This window comes from Streptomyces sp. S186, assembly GCF_051603415.1.
In the GTDB taxonomy this organism is placed as follows: domain Bacteria; phylum Actinomycetota; class Actinomycetes; order Streptomycetales; family Streptomycetaceae; genus Streptomyces.
The window spans coordinates 4,783,489-4,798,272 of record NZ_CP193932.1; the positions used below are offsets into that span (position 1 = coordinate 4,783,489).

General features: G+C 70.1%; 7 protein-coding genes, 2 tRNA genes and 1 pseudogene. 4 read left to right on the top strand and 6 right to left on the bottom strand.

Annotated elements, in window-relative coordinates:
- The first annotated feature begins 80 nt into the window (after positions 1-80).
- Both ACRAS8_RS20695 and ACRAS8_RS20700 read left to right on the top strand, forming a co-directional pair.
- On the top strand, positions 81-746 hold the full coding sequence (locus ACRAS8_RS20695) for a hypothetical protein (protein WP_438487484.1): 666 nt from the start codon (positions 81-83) through the stop codon (positions 744-746).
- Positions 743-2,035, top strand: coding sequence for a sensor histidine kinase (locus ACRAS8_RS20700; RefSeq protein ID WP_438487485.1), 1,293 nt, complete (start codon positions 743-745; stop codon positions 2,033-2,035). The genes ACRAS8_RS20695 and ACRAS8_RS20700 overlap by 4 nt, the downstream gene beginning before the upstream one ends.
- A 114-nt stretch (positions 2,036-2,149) precedes the next feature.
- Here ACRAS8_RS20700 and recQ read toward each other — a convergent pair whose 3' ends face one another.
- Positions 2,150-4,123, bottom strand: a complete 1,974-nt coding sequence (gene recQ, locus ACRAS8_RS20705; RefSeq protein ID WP_438490552.1) for a DNA helicase RecQ — start codon at positions 4,121-4,123, stop codon at positions 2,150-2,152.
- 333 nt (positions 4,124-4,456) lie between these two features.
- Between recQ and ACRAS8_RS20710 the strand changes: the two genes are divergently transcribed.
- Positions 4,457-5,029: an effector-associated constant component EACC1 gene (locus ACRAS8_RS20710; protein WP_438487486.1), complete on the top strand. Its 573-nt coding sequence runs from the start codon at positions 4,457-4,459 to the stop codon at positions 5,027-5,029.
- A complete protein-coding gene (locus ACRAS8_RS20715; RefSeq protein WP_438487487.1) occupies positions 5,016-6,764 on the top strand; it encodes a caspase family protein in 1,749 nt (582 codons plus the stop codon). The genes ACRAS8_RS20710 and ACRAS8_RS20715 overlap by 14 nt, the downstream gene beginning before the upstream one ends.
- Before the next feature lie 156 nt (positions 6,765-6,920).
- Here the strand turns inward: ACRAS8_RS20715 and ACRAS8_RS20720 are convergent.
- The 5 genes and pseudogenes from ACRAS8_RS20720 to ACRAS8_RS20740 form a co-directional block, all read right to left on the bottom strand.
- Positions 6,921-6,974, bottom strand: a tRNA-Ser gene (locus tag ACRAS8_RS20720).
- Between the two features lie 215 nt (positions 6,975-7,189).
- Positions 7,190-11,929, bottom strand: a complete 4,740-nt coding sequence (locus ACRAS8_RS20725) for a caspase family protein (RefSeq protein ID WP_438487488.1) — start codon at positions 11,927-11,929, stop codon at positions 7,190-7,192.
- A complete protein-coding gene (locus tag ACRAS8_RS20730; protein ID WP_438487489.1) occupies positions 11,929-12,834 on the bottom strand; it encodes a hypothetical protein in 906 nt (301 codons plus the stop codon). The genes ACRAS8_RS20725 and ACRAS8_RS20730 overlap by 1 nt, the downstream gene beginning before the upstream one ends.
- Before the next feature lie 711 nt (positions 12,835-13,545).
- Positions 13,546-14,342, bottom strand: a pseudogene (locus tag ACRAS8_RS20735) (class I SAM-dependent methyltransferase).
- A 308-nt stretch (positions 14,343-14,650) separates the two neighbouring features.
- A tRNA-Arg gene (locus ACRAS8_RS20740) sits at positions 14,651-14,726 on the bottom strand.
- Between the last annotated feature and the right edge of the window lie 58 nt (positions 14,727-14,784).

Here is a 14,784-nt window from a genome sequence, read left to right on the forward strand (position 1 = left end):
GCACCCGGGCGGCGATTTCCCGCGCCCTCGCCGGGCCCGTGCCGCGGCCCCCCGTCGGGGCAGCGCCGCGCGCCCTCGCCGTGCCCGCCGTTCTCGCGCTCGCCGTCGTCCCCCTGGCCCTCCTCGCCGGATGCGCCAGCCCCGAGGGCCTCCAGGACGAGGGCCGGGCGCGCCGGGTGAACGCCCCGCTGGCCCTCTGGCCGACGTATGCGCCCGCCCCGCTGCGGGAGAACGAGAACCCGGCCGTCCTCAAACCGCTCCCCGCCCTGCCCCGTATCCCCGGCGGCACCATGGCCGCCGCCGACCCGCTCGCCGTCCTCGACGCGGACTTCACCTCCTCCGGCGGCACCCCGCCCGCACCCCGCTCCGTACGCCGCCCGGAGCTGCACGACCTCACCGACGACGGCAAGCCCGACCTGATCGCCGTCGTCGACCTCGACCGCCGCACCAGCGAGCTGCGCGTCTACACCGTCCGGAAAGGGGTGGTCACCAGGATCCTCGCGCTGCGCGCCGTGCTGGCCGGCGTCGAGCTCGCGGCGGGCCACCTCGCGGTCCGCGAACCCACCAAGGACCCGCGCTATGTCAGCGTCACCGACTACGTCTGGGACGGTCACACCATGGGCCTGTGGGACCTCACCCTCGACGTGGCCCGTAAGCCGCAGTCCTCCAGGTCAGCCGCCACACCGGCCGCCACCCCGGGCCCCGCGCCCGCACTCGCCCTCCCCCTCGCCGGGAATCCGCCGTGAGGCGCCCCCGCCCCGCCGTCTCGCTCCGCTGGAAGATCTCGCTGACCGTGACGGCGGTGTGCTGCGCGGTCGCCGCCGTCCTCGGCGTGCTCGTGCACAACGCGGTGGCCCGCCAGACCGTCGGCCAGGTCCGCAAGGAGACCCGCGCCGACCTCGACACCGCACTGGACCTCTTCGAGTACGGCACCTCACGCGAAGGCATCAACTCCCTCCTCGATCCACCCCAACTTCCCGACGAACTACGGAAGTTGGTGCACCATGGGCGGCGCGGCAGCATGGTCGGCAGCTATCGCGGGCGGCCCGTCATGTGGGCGGCGGCGCCCGCCGACAACCAGATCATGGCCGTCTGGTCGCCCTACGCGAACACCCGGGGGACGCTGGAGAAGTTCGACACCGCGATCCTCGGTTCGGCCGTGCTCGCGGCCGCCGCCGTCGCCGCTGCCGGGCTCTTCCTGGCCCGGCGCATCGGCCGCCGGCTGACCAGCACGGCGGCTGTCGCCCGCCGGATCAGCGGCGGCGACCTGGACGCCAGGGTCGGCGAAACGGCAGGTCAGCCGCGCCGCGGCGGGCGGGCGGCACAGGACGAGGTGGCCGCCGTCGCGGCCGCCCTGGACTCCATGGCCGCCACCCTCCAGAGCCGCCTCCAGGCCGAACAGCGTTTCACCGCCGACGTCGCCCACGAGCTGCGCACCCCGCTCACCGGCATCCTCGCCTCCGCCGCGCTCCTCCCGGAGGGCCGCCCCAAGGAGATGATCAACGACCGGCTGCACGCCCTGCACCGCCTCACCGAGGACCTGCTGGAGATCTCCCGGCTGGACTCCGGCACCGAGCACGCCGACCTCGCCGCCTACGAACTCGGCCCGCTGGTACTGCGGTCCGTGCGCGCCACCGGCCTCGACGCCGAGGTACGGATCCGTACCGACACGGTCGTCGAAACGGACCGGCGCCGGCTGGACCGGATCCTCGCCAACCTCGTCCTCAACGCCCACCGGCACGGTCGGCCCCCGGCCACCGTCACCGTCGACGCCCCGTCCGGCGGCACCCCCGCCATCGAGGTCCGCGACCACGGCCCCGGCTATCCCGACGAGCTGCTCCGCCACGGCCCGCAGCGCTTCCGCACCGACGCCCCCGGCCGGGGCCGCGGGCACGGCCTCGGCCTGACCATCGCCGTCGGACAGGCCGCCGTCCTGGGCATCGACCTCCGCTTCGACAACCCACCCGACGGCGGCGCCCGCGCCACTCTCACCTTCCCGCCTCAGCCGCCTACGGGCACGCCGCTCACCCCGTGACGGGCCGGCCGGCGGCCGCCGTCGTCCGCCGGCCGCCGGTCGTCATTCCCCGGCCGCGGTCCGCGGCTGTCCGCCGGTCCGCCGGTCCGCCGCGCCGGGCCGCGGCCCCCGACCTCACCAGTCGATGTCATCCGGCGGCTCCGGCAGCACCTCCTCCTCCGGCGCCGGCTCCGCCACAGCCGTCCCGGCGGCCGCCGCAGCTCCCGGCCCGCCGACCCCACCCGGTGCGGCCCCATCGCCCCCGGTGTCCCCTCCGGCCAGCACCTCCAGGATCTGCTCGCCGTACTTCGCGAGCTTGTTCTCGCCGACGCCGTTGATCGTGCCCAGCTGGGCGATGCCGGCCGGCCGCGCCACCGCGATCTCCCGCAGCGTCGCGTCGTGGAAGATCACATACGCGGGAACGCCCTGCTCCTTGGCCGTCCGGCCCCGCCAGCCGCGCAGCGCCTCGAAGAGCGGCAGCGCCTCCTCCGGCAGATCCACCGGGGCCCGCTTGCCCTTGGCCTTCGCCTTGGCCGCGCGCGCCGGCTTCTCCGGCTCCCGCCGCATCGGCACCTCGCGCTGCCCGCGCAGCACCTCACCGCTCGCCTCGGTGAGCGCCAGCGTGCCGTAGTCCCCCTCCACGGCCAGCAGCCCCTGGGCGAGCAACTGCCGTACCACGCCCCGCCATTCGGACTCGCGCAGGTCCTCCCCGATCCCGAAGACGCTCAGCGCGTCATGGTCGAACTGAATGACCTTGGCGGTCTTCCGGCCCAGCAGAATGTCGATGATCTGCCCCGCGCCGAACTTCTGCCCCCGCTCGCGCTTCAGCCGTACGACCGTCGACAGCAGCTTCTGCGCCGGCACCGTCCCGTCCCAGGTCTGCGGCGGGGTGAGGCAGGTGTCGCAGTTGCCGCACGGGCCGCTCTCCTGGCCGAAGTACGCCAACAGCCGCACCCGCCGGCACGCCACCGTCTCGCACAGCGCCAGCATCGCGTCCAGATGGGTGGCCAGCCGGCGCCGGTGCGCGTCGTCGCCCTCCGAGCCGTCGATCATCTTCCGCTGCTGGACCACGTCCTGCAGCCCATAGGCCAGCCAGGCCGTGGACGGCTGGCCGTCCCGTCCCGCGCGCCCGGTCTCCTGGTAGTACCCCTCCACCGACTTCGGCAGATCCAGATGGGCCACGAACCGCACATCGGGCTTGTCGATGCCCATGCCGAACGCGATGGTGGCGACGACGACCAGCCCGTCCTCCCGCAGGAACCGCGCCTGGTTCGACGCGCGGACCCGGGCGTCCAGCCCGGCGTGATACGGGACCGCGTCGATCCCGTTGTCCACCAGGAACTGCGCGGTCTTCTCCACCGAGGCCCGCGACAGGCAGTACACGATCCCCGCGTCCCCGGCATGCTCGCTCCGCAGCAACTCCAGCAGCTGCCGCTTGGGCTCGCTCTTCGCCGCGATCCGGTACTGGATGTTGGGCCGGTCGAAGCTCGCCACGAAGTGCCGGGCGCCGTCCATCCGCAGCCGGGAGGTGATCTCGGTGTGCGTCGCCTCCGTCGCCGTCGCGGTCAGCGCGATCCGCGGCACGTCCGGCCAGCGGTCGTGCAGCATCGACAGCGCCAGATAGTCCGGCCGGAAGTCATGGCCCCACTGCGCCACACAGTGCGCCTCGTCGATGGCGAAGAGCGAGATCTTCCCGCGGTCCAGCAGCTGCACCGTCTGCTCGACCCGCAGCCGCTCCGGCGCCAGATAGAGCAGATCCAGCTCGCCGGCCAGGAACTCGGCCTCGACCAGCCGCCGCTCCTCCAGATCCTGCGTCGAATTGAGGAATCCGGCCCGTACCCCCAGCGCCCGCAGCGCGTCGACCTGGTCCTGCATCAACGCGATCAGCGGCGAGATCACCACCCCGACACCCGGCCGCACCAGCGACGGGATCTGGTAGCACAGCGACTTGCCGCCGCCCGTGGGCATCAGGACGACCGCGTCCCCGCCCCCGATGACATGCTCGATGATCTCCTGCTGATCGCCGCGGAACGCGTCGTACCCGAAGACCCGGCGCAGCACCTGCACCGCCTCGCCGCCCCCCGACGCCCCCTCCGCGCCGCCGGCCACATCCAGATCCACGTCCACGTCCACCACGATCACTCCCACGTCCGCCGAGCCACCCCGAAAGCCTACGAGCTCCACCCCCCTCCCCGCCGACCCTGTGGATAACTCCACCCCACCCACGCCCCTCCCTTGCCTGACGGGACAGTTGCCTGCCGGGACAGTCGGCCAGCCGTGACACGCACTTGGCACACCCGCAGCCGTGTGATGCAGGCCACGCAACCGGCCGCGGCCTCTCCAGCACCACCAGAAGGCATATCCATGGAAAGGGTTCGCAGCAGGCGTTCCCAGTGGGTTTCCGCATATTGAGGACGCTCGTGGCGATGCGGTCCTACTGTGATGGCGACGAATCCGGGTGGTGCAGCGGGGGCGCTATCAGCCAGCCATGCCCCGCTGACCGGTGGCCAGGGGGTTGCCTTGCGGGTATGGATCGACAGCGACGGAACGGGCGATGGCAGTGGGCCGCGGGGCGAGGGTGCCCGTCTGACCGCCGACTTCGCGGACTGGCTCGCTCAGGACCGAAATGTGGGCCTGCATACGGAGATGCGACGCGTCCGTCCGGACACGACCAACGGCGCGATGTCCGGCGACCTCGTGGAGTGGATCAGCCTGGCGGTCTCCTCCGGGTTCAGCACCTTGTCGTTGCTCCGGGCGCACAGGTCCTTCCGTGCGTCGCTGCCGCCGCGCCTGCGGCCGGGGGCGCGGATGGTGATCGAGATCGGCGGTGTGCGGTTGGTCGTGGAGAACGGAACCGAGCAGGACGCAGCACGCATCGCACGCGCCCTCGCCGAGTCCGAGTCCGCATCCACGTCCGCGTCCGCGTCCGAGCCGCAGCTTGGGACGGAATCGCCTCCCCCCTCTGCGTCCGCCGAGGGTACGTCTGTGGAGAACGACGGCGATGGCGGTTCCTGACCCCGCCCGGAGCCGCGCGGTCCTGATCGGGATCGATGCCTACACCCACCCGGCGCTGCGGCCGATGCCTGAAGCGACAGCCGGCGCACGGCGGCTGGCTGAACTCCTTCGTGACCCGTCCGTCTGGGGCCTCCCAGCCGAGCACGTTCAGGTGCTCGGAGCCGAGCACTCCGCGGAAGAGGTGCAGGCCGCCGTGCGCGACGCGGCCAAGAAGGCCCGCGACACGCTGCTGGTGTACTTCGCCGGGCACGGCCTGCGTGACCGCAGCCACCGGTTGAACCTGGCGCTGGCGAAAGCAGATGCGGATCACCCACAAGTCGGCACGCTGAACTACGGAGACCTGCGCGCCGTCGTGCGGGAGGCAGGCCACAGGGCGCGGTACCGCGTGACGGTACTGGATTGCTGCTACAGCGGCCTCGCGGGCGAAATGTCCACCACCACAGCTCCGACACGCAGGGAACTCGCAGATGCCCTCGGGGAAATGCAAGCCCTGGAGTGGCAACTGGCCCAGACCGACACCGAAGACGACTACAACGAATACAACTGCAACGAAGGCGACTACGGGGACTGTGTCCTGACGTCGGCATCGGCAACCGAGGAATCCTTTGTGCTACCCGGGGCGGACTACCCGGAGTTCACGGAAGAACTGATCAGGGTTTTACACCGCGGCATCGCCGGAGCGGGGCCGACGTTCAGTCTGGAGCACGGCTGGGAAAAGATCCGCCACCACATGCGTGAACGCGGCAGCCCTCACCCGCAGCAGTTCGCGCAGAACCGCGTTGCTCGCAACATCTGCCTCCATAACCGCCATAACCGCGCCGCGGTTCGCCATCCTGCGAACGGCACCGAACTCCCCCCAACTACTGAACTCCCGCCAACCACCGGGCTCTCGGGACGCAATCCGCTGGTACGCGAGACTGAACGGCGCCGCACCGCGGACCGGGCTCCCGGCATGGCGGTCCACCGGCCTCCAGCATCAGGCCAGGGTGCGACAGGCAAGAACACCGAGCCGCCTCTCCCGACGCGGGAGCAAGGGGCAGCAGATACAGCCGGCGTAACGCGGAGCGGGTCCCGCCGCCTCATTCCGGATACCCGTGGAAGGCCAAGGACACGTCGAAGCCGACCATCAGTAGTCCCCCTCCACGCCGAACTCTCCAAGCTCTCCACGCGAACATCGCCATTGACCCGGTGGGTACTTGGGGCTCTCGGCCTGACGGCATGCATCGTCGGCATCACCTTGGCCTCACACCATTACCGAGAACTGGCCGACTACCGCAACGCGCCGATCTGCACGCAAGCCCGCCCGTCCCACACGGATTGCGTCACCCGCGAAGTGGATCAGGTTGTCGATACCCGAGTGATCAACGAGAACGACAACTACGACTTGACGATCAGGCGGGCCTCCGGCAAGACGGAAACCCGCACCGTGCGATACGAGGCTTACAAGGCAGCACTCGGCGGTGCACCGGCGGACGTCAAAATCTGGCGCGGACAGGTGGCAGAGATCGCCGTCGACGGAAACAGCGAGCAATACCTCGGCATCCCGGCCGCCGGCTGGGGCTGGAGCTACCTCGCCTGGTACGGAATCGAACTCGTCCTGCTTTCACTGTTCCTGCGTGCGCTGCCGAGCCGCATGCGAGGGCAACCTCTCGTCATTTTCATCTGCGCGTCCCTGGCCTGGGGCTTGTTGGGGTGCATCGCCGTACTCGCGGGCAACGCCATCGCCCTCGCCTGACCGCGTGGTGCAGCGCGACGATCATCTTGGCGGGGGAGGGGCCAGCTCGATCCTCGCCGCGATGGCGATCGCACCCATGCATGCCAGGTATGTGCGGCAAGATCAAAGCCCCGCCGCCCTCTCGGACGGCAGGGCCCCTGACCTGCTGTTTCTCTGTGCCCCCGGCAGGATTCGAACCTGCGACACCCGCTTTAGGGGTTTTCCCTGGGCGAGGCTGCGACCTGCGCAAACGTTGGCTTCAGGGCGTCTGTCCTGGAAAACACCCCTCAGGGGTTCTCGACTGTTTGCGGTGCTTCGCGTCCTCATGCGTGCTGCATCCGTTCTGCAGCAGGGCAGCTGAGGGTGGCATGGTGTGATTCATTCCGTGCTCTGCCGAGCAGGCTGTACGTGTGAAGTCTGGGCCACCGCTCACGCAATCGCGCACGCTAGCGGACCCCGAGTCGCCGACCCCAGGCGGTGGGCAACCTCGGGCGCAGCAGGACGACTCCCTGCTGTGTCCCCACCGCGAGGTCCAGGGTCGGCCTGCCGGGCAGCGCGGTCAGTGACGTTACGAGGGCGGGCAGCGGCGTGGCCCAGACCCGCTCTCCACTGGGGAGGTGACAGAGGGCCACGCCGTGTTCGTCGCTGACTGCGACCAGAGTCTCGCCATTGGGAGCTACCCCCGTCCAGAGGAGACGTCGGGCGCGAACGGCGAGGGTCCGGGCGGGGGCCTCGGGGACGGCCGAGTCCCAGACGGTTACGGGGAGGGCGGTGGAGTCGTCGGCCTCGTGCGCGTCCATGTAGAGGAGGACGGGGGCTCCGCCCGGGGTGTCGGCCCAGCGGAGGAAGTAGCCGTCGCCCTTGGCCAGCGCCCTACGGCCGCTCAGCCAGCTCCTGTCACGGCCTGGGGTCGGAGGATGAATGACGCGGGTCCGGTCCGTGTCTAGGTCGAGTACCGCAGCCTTTCCGTCGCGGCATGCCAGGGCGACATAGCGGGTGCCCTCGGCGGCGTGGTGCGGCACCAGGGCCATGAGTTGCGGCGGGAGCTCGACAGGGGCGCGCCATAGCGCCCGGCCGATGGTGGCGTCCCAGAGAAAGCCCTTGCTGGGGCGGCCGGCACCGACAGCGTCGGTATCGACCAGGCGTTGGCAGAGCGTGAAGTCCCCACGGACGGCCGCCTCGCGCACTCCGACCATCAGGACGGCGTGTCCTGTGCGAGAGGTGAAGGCGGCGGAGTAGACCATGTCACTCGTGGGGTCGACCGACCACCAGCTGCGCATGGTGACCGTCTTGGCGTCAGGCGACGGGACCGCGTACAAGCGGTCGCTCTCCGGGCAGTAGCCAACCACGCGGGTACGGGGGTGGAGTGCCGATGCCGGTACCACATGGCAGTCCGTGTTCCACGGGACCATTGTGAGGTCTTCCAGGGCGGAACCGACCACCGTCTCGGGTGCCGTGAGCCGGTGCCAGGAGAAGCGCGCCCTCGCGCGTGACTCCCCCTCGGCGCCGACGATCTCCTCGGACTTGACGAGTACGTGCACCGTACCGTCGGGGTCCTCCGTCCAGCTCTCTTCCGCGTTGTGGACATCCAGCAGTTCGCGCGCACTCAGTTCCCCGCGATCGGCCCCGGTGCGGTCCAGAGCGGTGGTGTCCACTGAGCGGAAGCCGCCCCAGGAACTGGCGATGGCGATGTCCGGGCGGGCCGCCCAGCCATAGACAGCCTGTGTGTGGGCCATGGCGAAGAGGGAGTTCTCCTCGCTCTCCTCCGTCGCCGAATCCTGATGCCAGTCGTGCTCCTCATAGAGCCAGTGCCACAGCCTGGCCGTTCCGTCGTTGCCGATGGTGAGGATGTCCAGGCTCTCGGGCTCGGAGGAGCCCAGCACGTGTACGTCGATCACCGCGCCCTCATGCCCGCGCAACGGAGCGCTGACCGGTGTGCCGGTGGTGCAGTCCAGCACCTGGATCCCTTCGGTGTGGCCGCCGACCACGGCGTGGGCGCGGCCACGCAGTGGCACCGGGAGCGGAATGAAGTGGTCTATGGGGGCCTTTGCCGTGACGGTCTCCGAACGTCCCGTGGCCGTCGCGTGGATGTGGATGGGGCCCCAGGGGGAAGCGGCCACGTACAGACCCTCTGACCCGCCCACGGACACGAACGCGCTTCCGCGGCACCAGGAGATGTCCCCGCGATCGTGCTCTGAAACGCAAGCCTTCCCGGATCCGCAGTCGAGCAGGAACAGCCGTCGCGGCCAGTCGTCCGGGCCGTGGTCGCTGTCCAGGACGGCGACGGTCGCGGTGTCCGCGCCCCGGAGCGCCTTCCCTTGAAGAGCAGGCTGGTCCAGGCCCTCCAGGAGCACCTGGTGGTGTGCATGAGGGCCGTCCACTGGCCAGCGAGTGACCGTTCCCCGCGCCGCGTCGCACACCACCAGCGTCGGCGCGCCGTCCTTGAGTTGGACCAGGCGAGCGGTCGCCAGGCGCCAGCGGCCAGGGCCCTGCGGCGATGCACACGCCACCTCGAACACCACGGTCGCCATGGGGTCGTGGATCACCACCCGCCGCTCGTCACGGCAGACCACGACCGGGGTGCCGTCCCGCAGCTCTCCCGTGTCGAGGATCGCCTGATACCCCGTGTCCGGCACGTGCTGGACAAGCGTCTGGTCCGCCAGGTCCCATACCCGGAGATCGCCCGCGCCGTCGAGCGTGACGGCCAGGGCCTGCCCCCGGCCGGCAGGTAGCAGCACGAGGTCTACCACCGCGGTCGGGTGGGGCAGGACGGTCGACTTGGACGGGTCGTCGAGGGCCCACACGTGCACCTGTGCGGCACCCTCGCTCGCATCCATGTACGGAGGTTGCTGAAAGGCGACCAACACCACCCGACTGCCGTCCGGCAGCACTGCGTCCTCGATCAGGCGCGTACCCGAGAACGACGTGGTGGAGTACGACACCTCCTCATGCCGTCCGACGATCCGGTGCGGTGTCACCGGACGCGACTCGACCCGCACGTGCCGCACGGATGCCGACAGCTCCGCCGCCCGCCGGGCCAGCTCCACCGCTCCGTGCGACTCCGCGACGAACGCCAACCGCGCGGCCCGGTCGACGCCTTGGGGGGCCGCGTTCCCCAGGATGTCCGCGCAGCGCTCCACGACCATGGCCAGCGCCGGGTCCTGCCGCACATGGCGAACCGCTGCCAGCAGCCCCGCCGGCTCCGCAGCCAGGACGAACGACGGGTCCGCCACGAAGCGTTCGATCGTGCCGGCCGCCGCAGCGTGGGTGGCCAGCTGGCCACGGACGTACGGGTGGGCGCGCGGCCAGTCCCGGTCCGGTGTCAGTTCGAGCAGGGTGTCAACGAAGCGCTCGGCGATGTCCCGTAGATCCCAGCGCCGCAGCGTGCGTCGACGGAGATGGTCCGTCAGCTCCTGGTGATAGAGCCGGAAGTGCTTGACTCCGGCCACCTCCACGATCGATAGGTAGGAGCCGTCCTCCTCAAGGAGCGCGTCAACGTCCGCCTCCCGCAGGGGAAGTTCGGACAGCCGGCGGGCCATCGGAAGCCAGATCCTGCGGGGCAGCCCGTGCCCCTCGCCGAAGGCCAGCGCTGTGAGAAGCCACGTCGCGGCCTCCCGCCGCTCATTCGGCAGCCGCTGCAGATACGCCTCGAAGGCTCCGCCCACGTCTGAGGGGAGGGACTCGGCCCACCCCGGTACCCGCGTGTCGAGGGGTTCGCCGCGTAGTAGTGCACTCGCCACCATGCGCGCCACGAGAAAGCAGTGTCCCGCCCGGCGGGCGACTTCCTCGGCGATCGCGCGGGTGCTTTCGGGCATGCCCTCGTAGGGGGAACCGGTGTCGGTCAGAATGCGTTCCACGTACTCTGCTGTGCTGGTGTCGTCCACGTACTCCGCGCTGTCCAGATCGACCACCCGCACCTGGTCGCCGATGTAGGGCAGCAGTTCACGTCGGGTGCCGACCAGCAACCGCACGCAGGGCACCGCCCCGAGCGGGCGGAGCAGCTCCCAGGCGATGCGCCGGGCCTCCGTCCGGTCGCCGGCCGGGCCGGCCTCGTCGAGGGAGTCGACCACGATCCGCAGTGGCCGGTCGCGGTCGGCCAGCGCCTTGAGCAGCGCCGTCGGGTTGGCGGCGGTGAAGTCCGCGGCCGCGGCCAGCCGACCGACCAGGTCGTCCAGTACCTGATGGCGGGCGTTGATCGAGACGTCCGCATGCCCTTCCAGCACGAGCCGTCCCTGCACCGCCGACTTCCCGGAGCCGGGTTTGCCCGTGACGGCCAGCGCACCGCGACCGCCGGTACCGGCGAGGTGGCCGCGCAGGACGGTGAGGGCGCGCCCCCGTCCGGTGAAGTATGAACCGGGGTCGTAGACCTGCTCCACGCCGCGCCCCCGGGGCTCGAAATGCGAGGAGAGGTCCGACACCTCGCCGGGTGCCGCGCCGTCCGAGGAGACCTCCGCACGCGGGTCGAATCCGGGATTCGGGAAGAACGGCGGCCGCTCGGCCTGATCCGTCGAGGAGCACGCGGCGCGCTGCCGCTGTCCGTGCTCGACGAAGGCGTGGTTGACGCGGTCGGCCACGGTTGCGGGGGAGAGGTGGCGCTGGGACGGCCCATCGCCCCGCTGGCAGGCGGCCACGAGGCGGGAGACGAAGGCGCCGTCCTGCGCGGCGTCGCGGTGGCGGGCGGAGGCGAGCACCCAGGTGCCGGAGCCATAGGCGTCGGAGCGTGGTCGGGCTCCCACGATGCTGTGGGTCACGGCACCGATTGCGGCGGCACCCATTGCCGCGTGACAGGAGTCGATGATGAAAAGCACATGGCGCACGGGCGACGCCGCGAGGGCCTCTGCGAGGTTCTCCAGGCACAGCCACGACCGGGAGTGGCCCTCTCGGCTGTCGGTACAGGCAAGTCGGTAACGAGAGCCCGGCGTTGGCTCGTCGCCGTGCCCCGCGTAGTAGACGGTGACCACGTCATCGGCGGTCAGGTCGGTGCTGCGGCACCACTCCGAGAGCGCGTCCTCGAAGTCCCCCGCTGTCGGGTCCCTGGAAACGGCCTTCAGTACGCGGCTGTACCCCATCTCCGGCGAGGTGAGGAACCGCACGACCCGGTCGACGTCGTCGTGCGCGAGCGGCAGCTCCGCAAGGCCCGGGTGCTGGGGGTAGTACCGCGTGCCCGCGGCGATCAGATAGCGCATCAGTTGATCCCGGTCTCCGGGCGCAGTCCTGCGGCGATGGCCCGGCCGGTTTCCACGGCGGTGAGATAGCGCTTCGCATCGTGCATGTGGGCGCCGTTGTGCACGGGCAGGTCGGTGACGCGGGAGCCGAAGGACGGGCGGAGTTCGCGCACGGCGGCGACGATGTCCGTGACGTCCGCGATGTTGGTCCAGGAACGCAGCGGTATGGGCCACGCGGCTCGGCGGTCGACGGGTTCGGGCCTCAGGCGGTCCAGGACGAGCGCCCCCATACCGAGCGGGGAGCCGAGCGTGACCAGGGCGTGGACGTCCCAGTCGGCGCTGAACTCCTCGTCACAGAGCGTCTCGTAAGCGACGACCGAGCCGAGCGAGTGCGCGACGACCACCCGGGTCTCCGGTGTGATCTGCGCGGCCAGCCTCTTCCGTGCCGCGCTCCGCACCGACGCGTCGGTGAAGTAGCCCGTCACCTGCTTCAGATCGCCGATGAGCACCCGGTCGAGGACGCCCCGCAGGAACCGCGCGCCGGTCAGGGCATCCAGCGCTGCCCGCACCGACCGCAACCGCATCGCCTGCGAGGCCGCCCATCCCGCGGGGCCGCGCCCGCCGGCCTCGCCGGGCCCGGGCACATCGGGATCGGTACGGGCTGCCTCCGCCCACCAAGCCATGAGGAGCGTGAATTCCTCTTCCGTCTCGATGTCGGCGGCCTCGTAGCGAGGGTGGTGACCTGTACGGGCGCCGCGGGGGCGGAACAGATCGCCGTAGAAGGCGACGCTCACGTCGTCGGCGTCGGGTATTGGGCCGCCGGCCAGCCGCGTACCACCGCGCAACTCCGGGACGACATCCCTGGCCAGCGAATCCTCGCTGAGGTATTGCTTACCGACACCGTGCACAAAGACGACCCTGGCCACACGCCCCTCCCCTGGAAGCCCGACCTAGCCTATCCGCGCGGGCTGGCGGATGCCCCCAGCAAGGAGACCGGTACGACCTGGTGCCTGTGGCCCACCAGATGAGCAGATCCGTGGTGGCCCGCATGAAGCGGCGGGTGTTGCAATGGTTCGCCGCTGAGAAGGAACTCGGGCCCGAGACGATCCGGGTTGTGGTCACCGCAGTGGCCGACGGACGGGTCAGGTCATACATGCTTGCTGCCGCGTTGGTCCGCCGCTCGGCACAGCGGACCACCAACCAGCGGCAGATCGCGTGGGCTCTGGAAGCTGACCCCTCGCTGCTGACCGGCAACGGACCCCTCGCACCGTTCGCCGTGATCCTGCGGCTGAACGACTGGCTCATCGACGCCAGAGTCGCCGGGATCGCCCGGCCCGCCTGCCCCCGCTTCACAGAACCATACGCATCGGCAAGCCCCTCGACGGCAAACGGGTCTGCCGGAACTGCATCTATCGCCAAGTCACGCGTCGAGGAATGCGCACGCTGCGGCACCCGCCGTGACCCGGCCTCGCGGGACGACCGGGGGCGACCATTGTGTCCGAAGTGCCAGATCGCAGACCCGGCTAACCTGGAAACCTGCATCGTCCGCGGCCCTCCGCATCCACATCACCGTCGCCGTCAAGCGGCAGCGCCCCGCCGCCGGAGACTGGCGCCTACGCAGCTGAAGATCGTTGAGATCAAACGGTGCGGTGCGCGACCCGCAGATCATTGAGATAGCGCTTGGTGACCCAGCCGCCGTGACGGTCCTTGATCAGCCGCTCGATGCAGTCGGAAAGACCCGCTCGTGCCGCCGGCACCAGCGCCCGATGACCGAAGTAAGGGCCCAGCACGTTCAGATACTGCGAAGTCGAGTGCACCAGGTCCCGCTCATAGCGGCGAAGGGCTACCCGCCCGAACCGGCCCGAACGCTCTACTTCTGCAAGGTCCCAGACAATGTCGGCGGCAGCCGGAAGGCGCAGCCCCGGCGGCGTCGATGAATCGAACCGTTCACAGCAGTCCTGCACTTCAATGAAGAACGCCTCACTGCCGCCGGCTACATGACTTGTAGTGATCGTGGCCAAAACCCCGCCAACGCGCAGCGTGTCGGCGGCCTTCCTCACCCGGATCTCCGGATCGATCCAGTGAAACGCTGTGGCCGGCACCACCACTCGAACGGTTCACTGGGAAGAGGCCATTCCTCGAACGCGGAGGTCGCTACCTCTACCGACGGGAAGTGCCCCAGCTTGCGGCGGGCCACGGCAGCCAACTCCGCTCTCAGCTCTACCGCTACGATCCGGCAGCCCCGTTCTGCCAGTGGCAACGTGACCTGCCCCGTGCCACAACCGATCTCCAAGATCCGGCAGCCCGGCCTGATCCCAGGCAGCTCAGCCAAGTCCTCGAACAGCTCGGGCGGATATCCAGGCCGCACCCGGTCATACAGCTCAGTGTCCTCGGTGAAGGTCTCGCGCAACCTCTCCTGATCACCCGCACCCATGCCCGAAGGCTAACGACAACCGCTCTTGAGGGAGGCATTCCGGCAGATCCAATACCCGAGTGCACCAGTACACCTCGTCGGCGAGCGGGATCAGGAGATCTCGGATCACGCCGACCGGCTGATCAAGAAGTCGAAGACGGTGAAGAACCCTATGGGGGATGGGCAGTCGCACCACAGCGGCAAGATCAACTGATCTGGTACGACGGCTTCGGCGGTGTGCCTCCGGCCTGAGAACGATCAAGGCCCAGGCATCCGGTTCTCCACCGGCCTACCTGGGCCTTCATCGTGCTCGTCGCCCACGCGGCGCATGGTGCCCCCGGCAGGATTCGAACCTGCGACACCCGCTTTAGGAGAGCGGTGCTCTATCCCCTGAGCTACGGAGGCGGGGGACTGGTTGAGATTGTGGTTGAGAATTCCGCCGTGATCAGCGGACCACACGCTC

What these genes read in the sequence shown, in the direction of transcription:
- ACRAS8_RS20715 (WP_438487487.1), top strand. Translation starts at nt 5,016, where the DNA reads ATGGCGGTTCCTGACCCCGCCCGGAGCCGCGCGGTCCTGATCGGGATC.
- ACRAS8_RS20725 (WP_438487488.1), bottom strand. Translation starts at nt 11,929, where the DNA reads ATGCGCTATCTGATCGCCGCGGGCACGCGGTACTACCCCCAGCACCCG.
- ACRAS8_RS20710 (WP_438487486.1), top strand. Translation starts at nt 4,457, where the DNA reads ATGGCGACGAATCCGGGTGGTGCAGCGGGGGCGCTATCAGCCAGCCAT.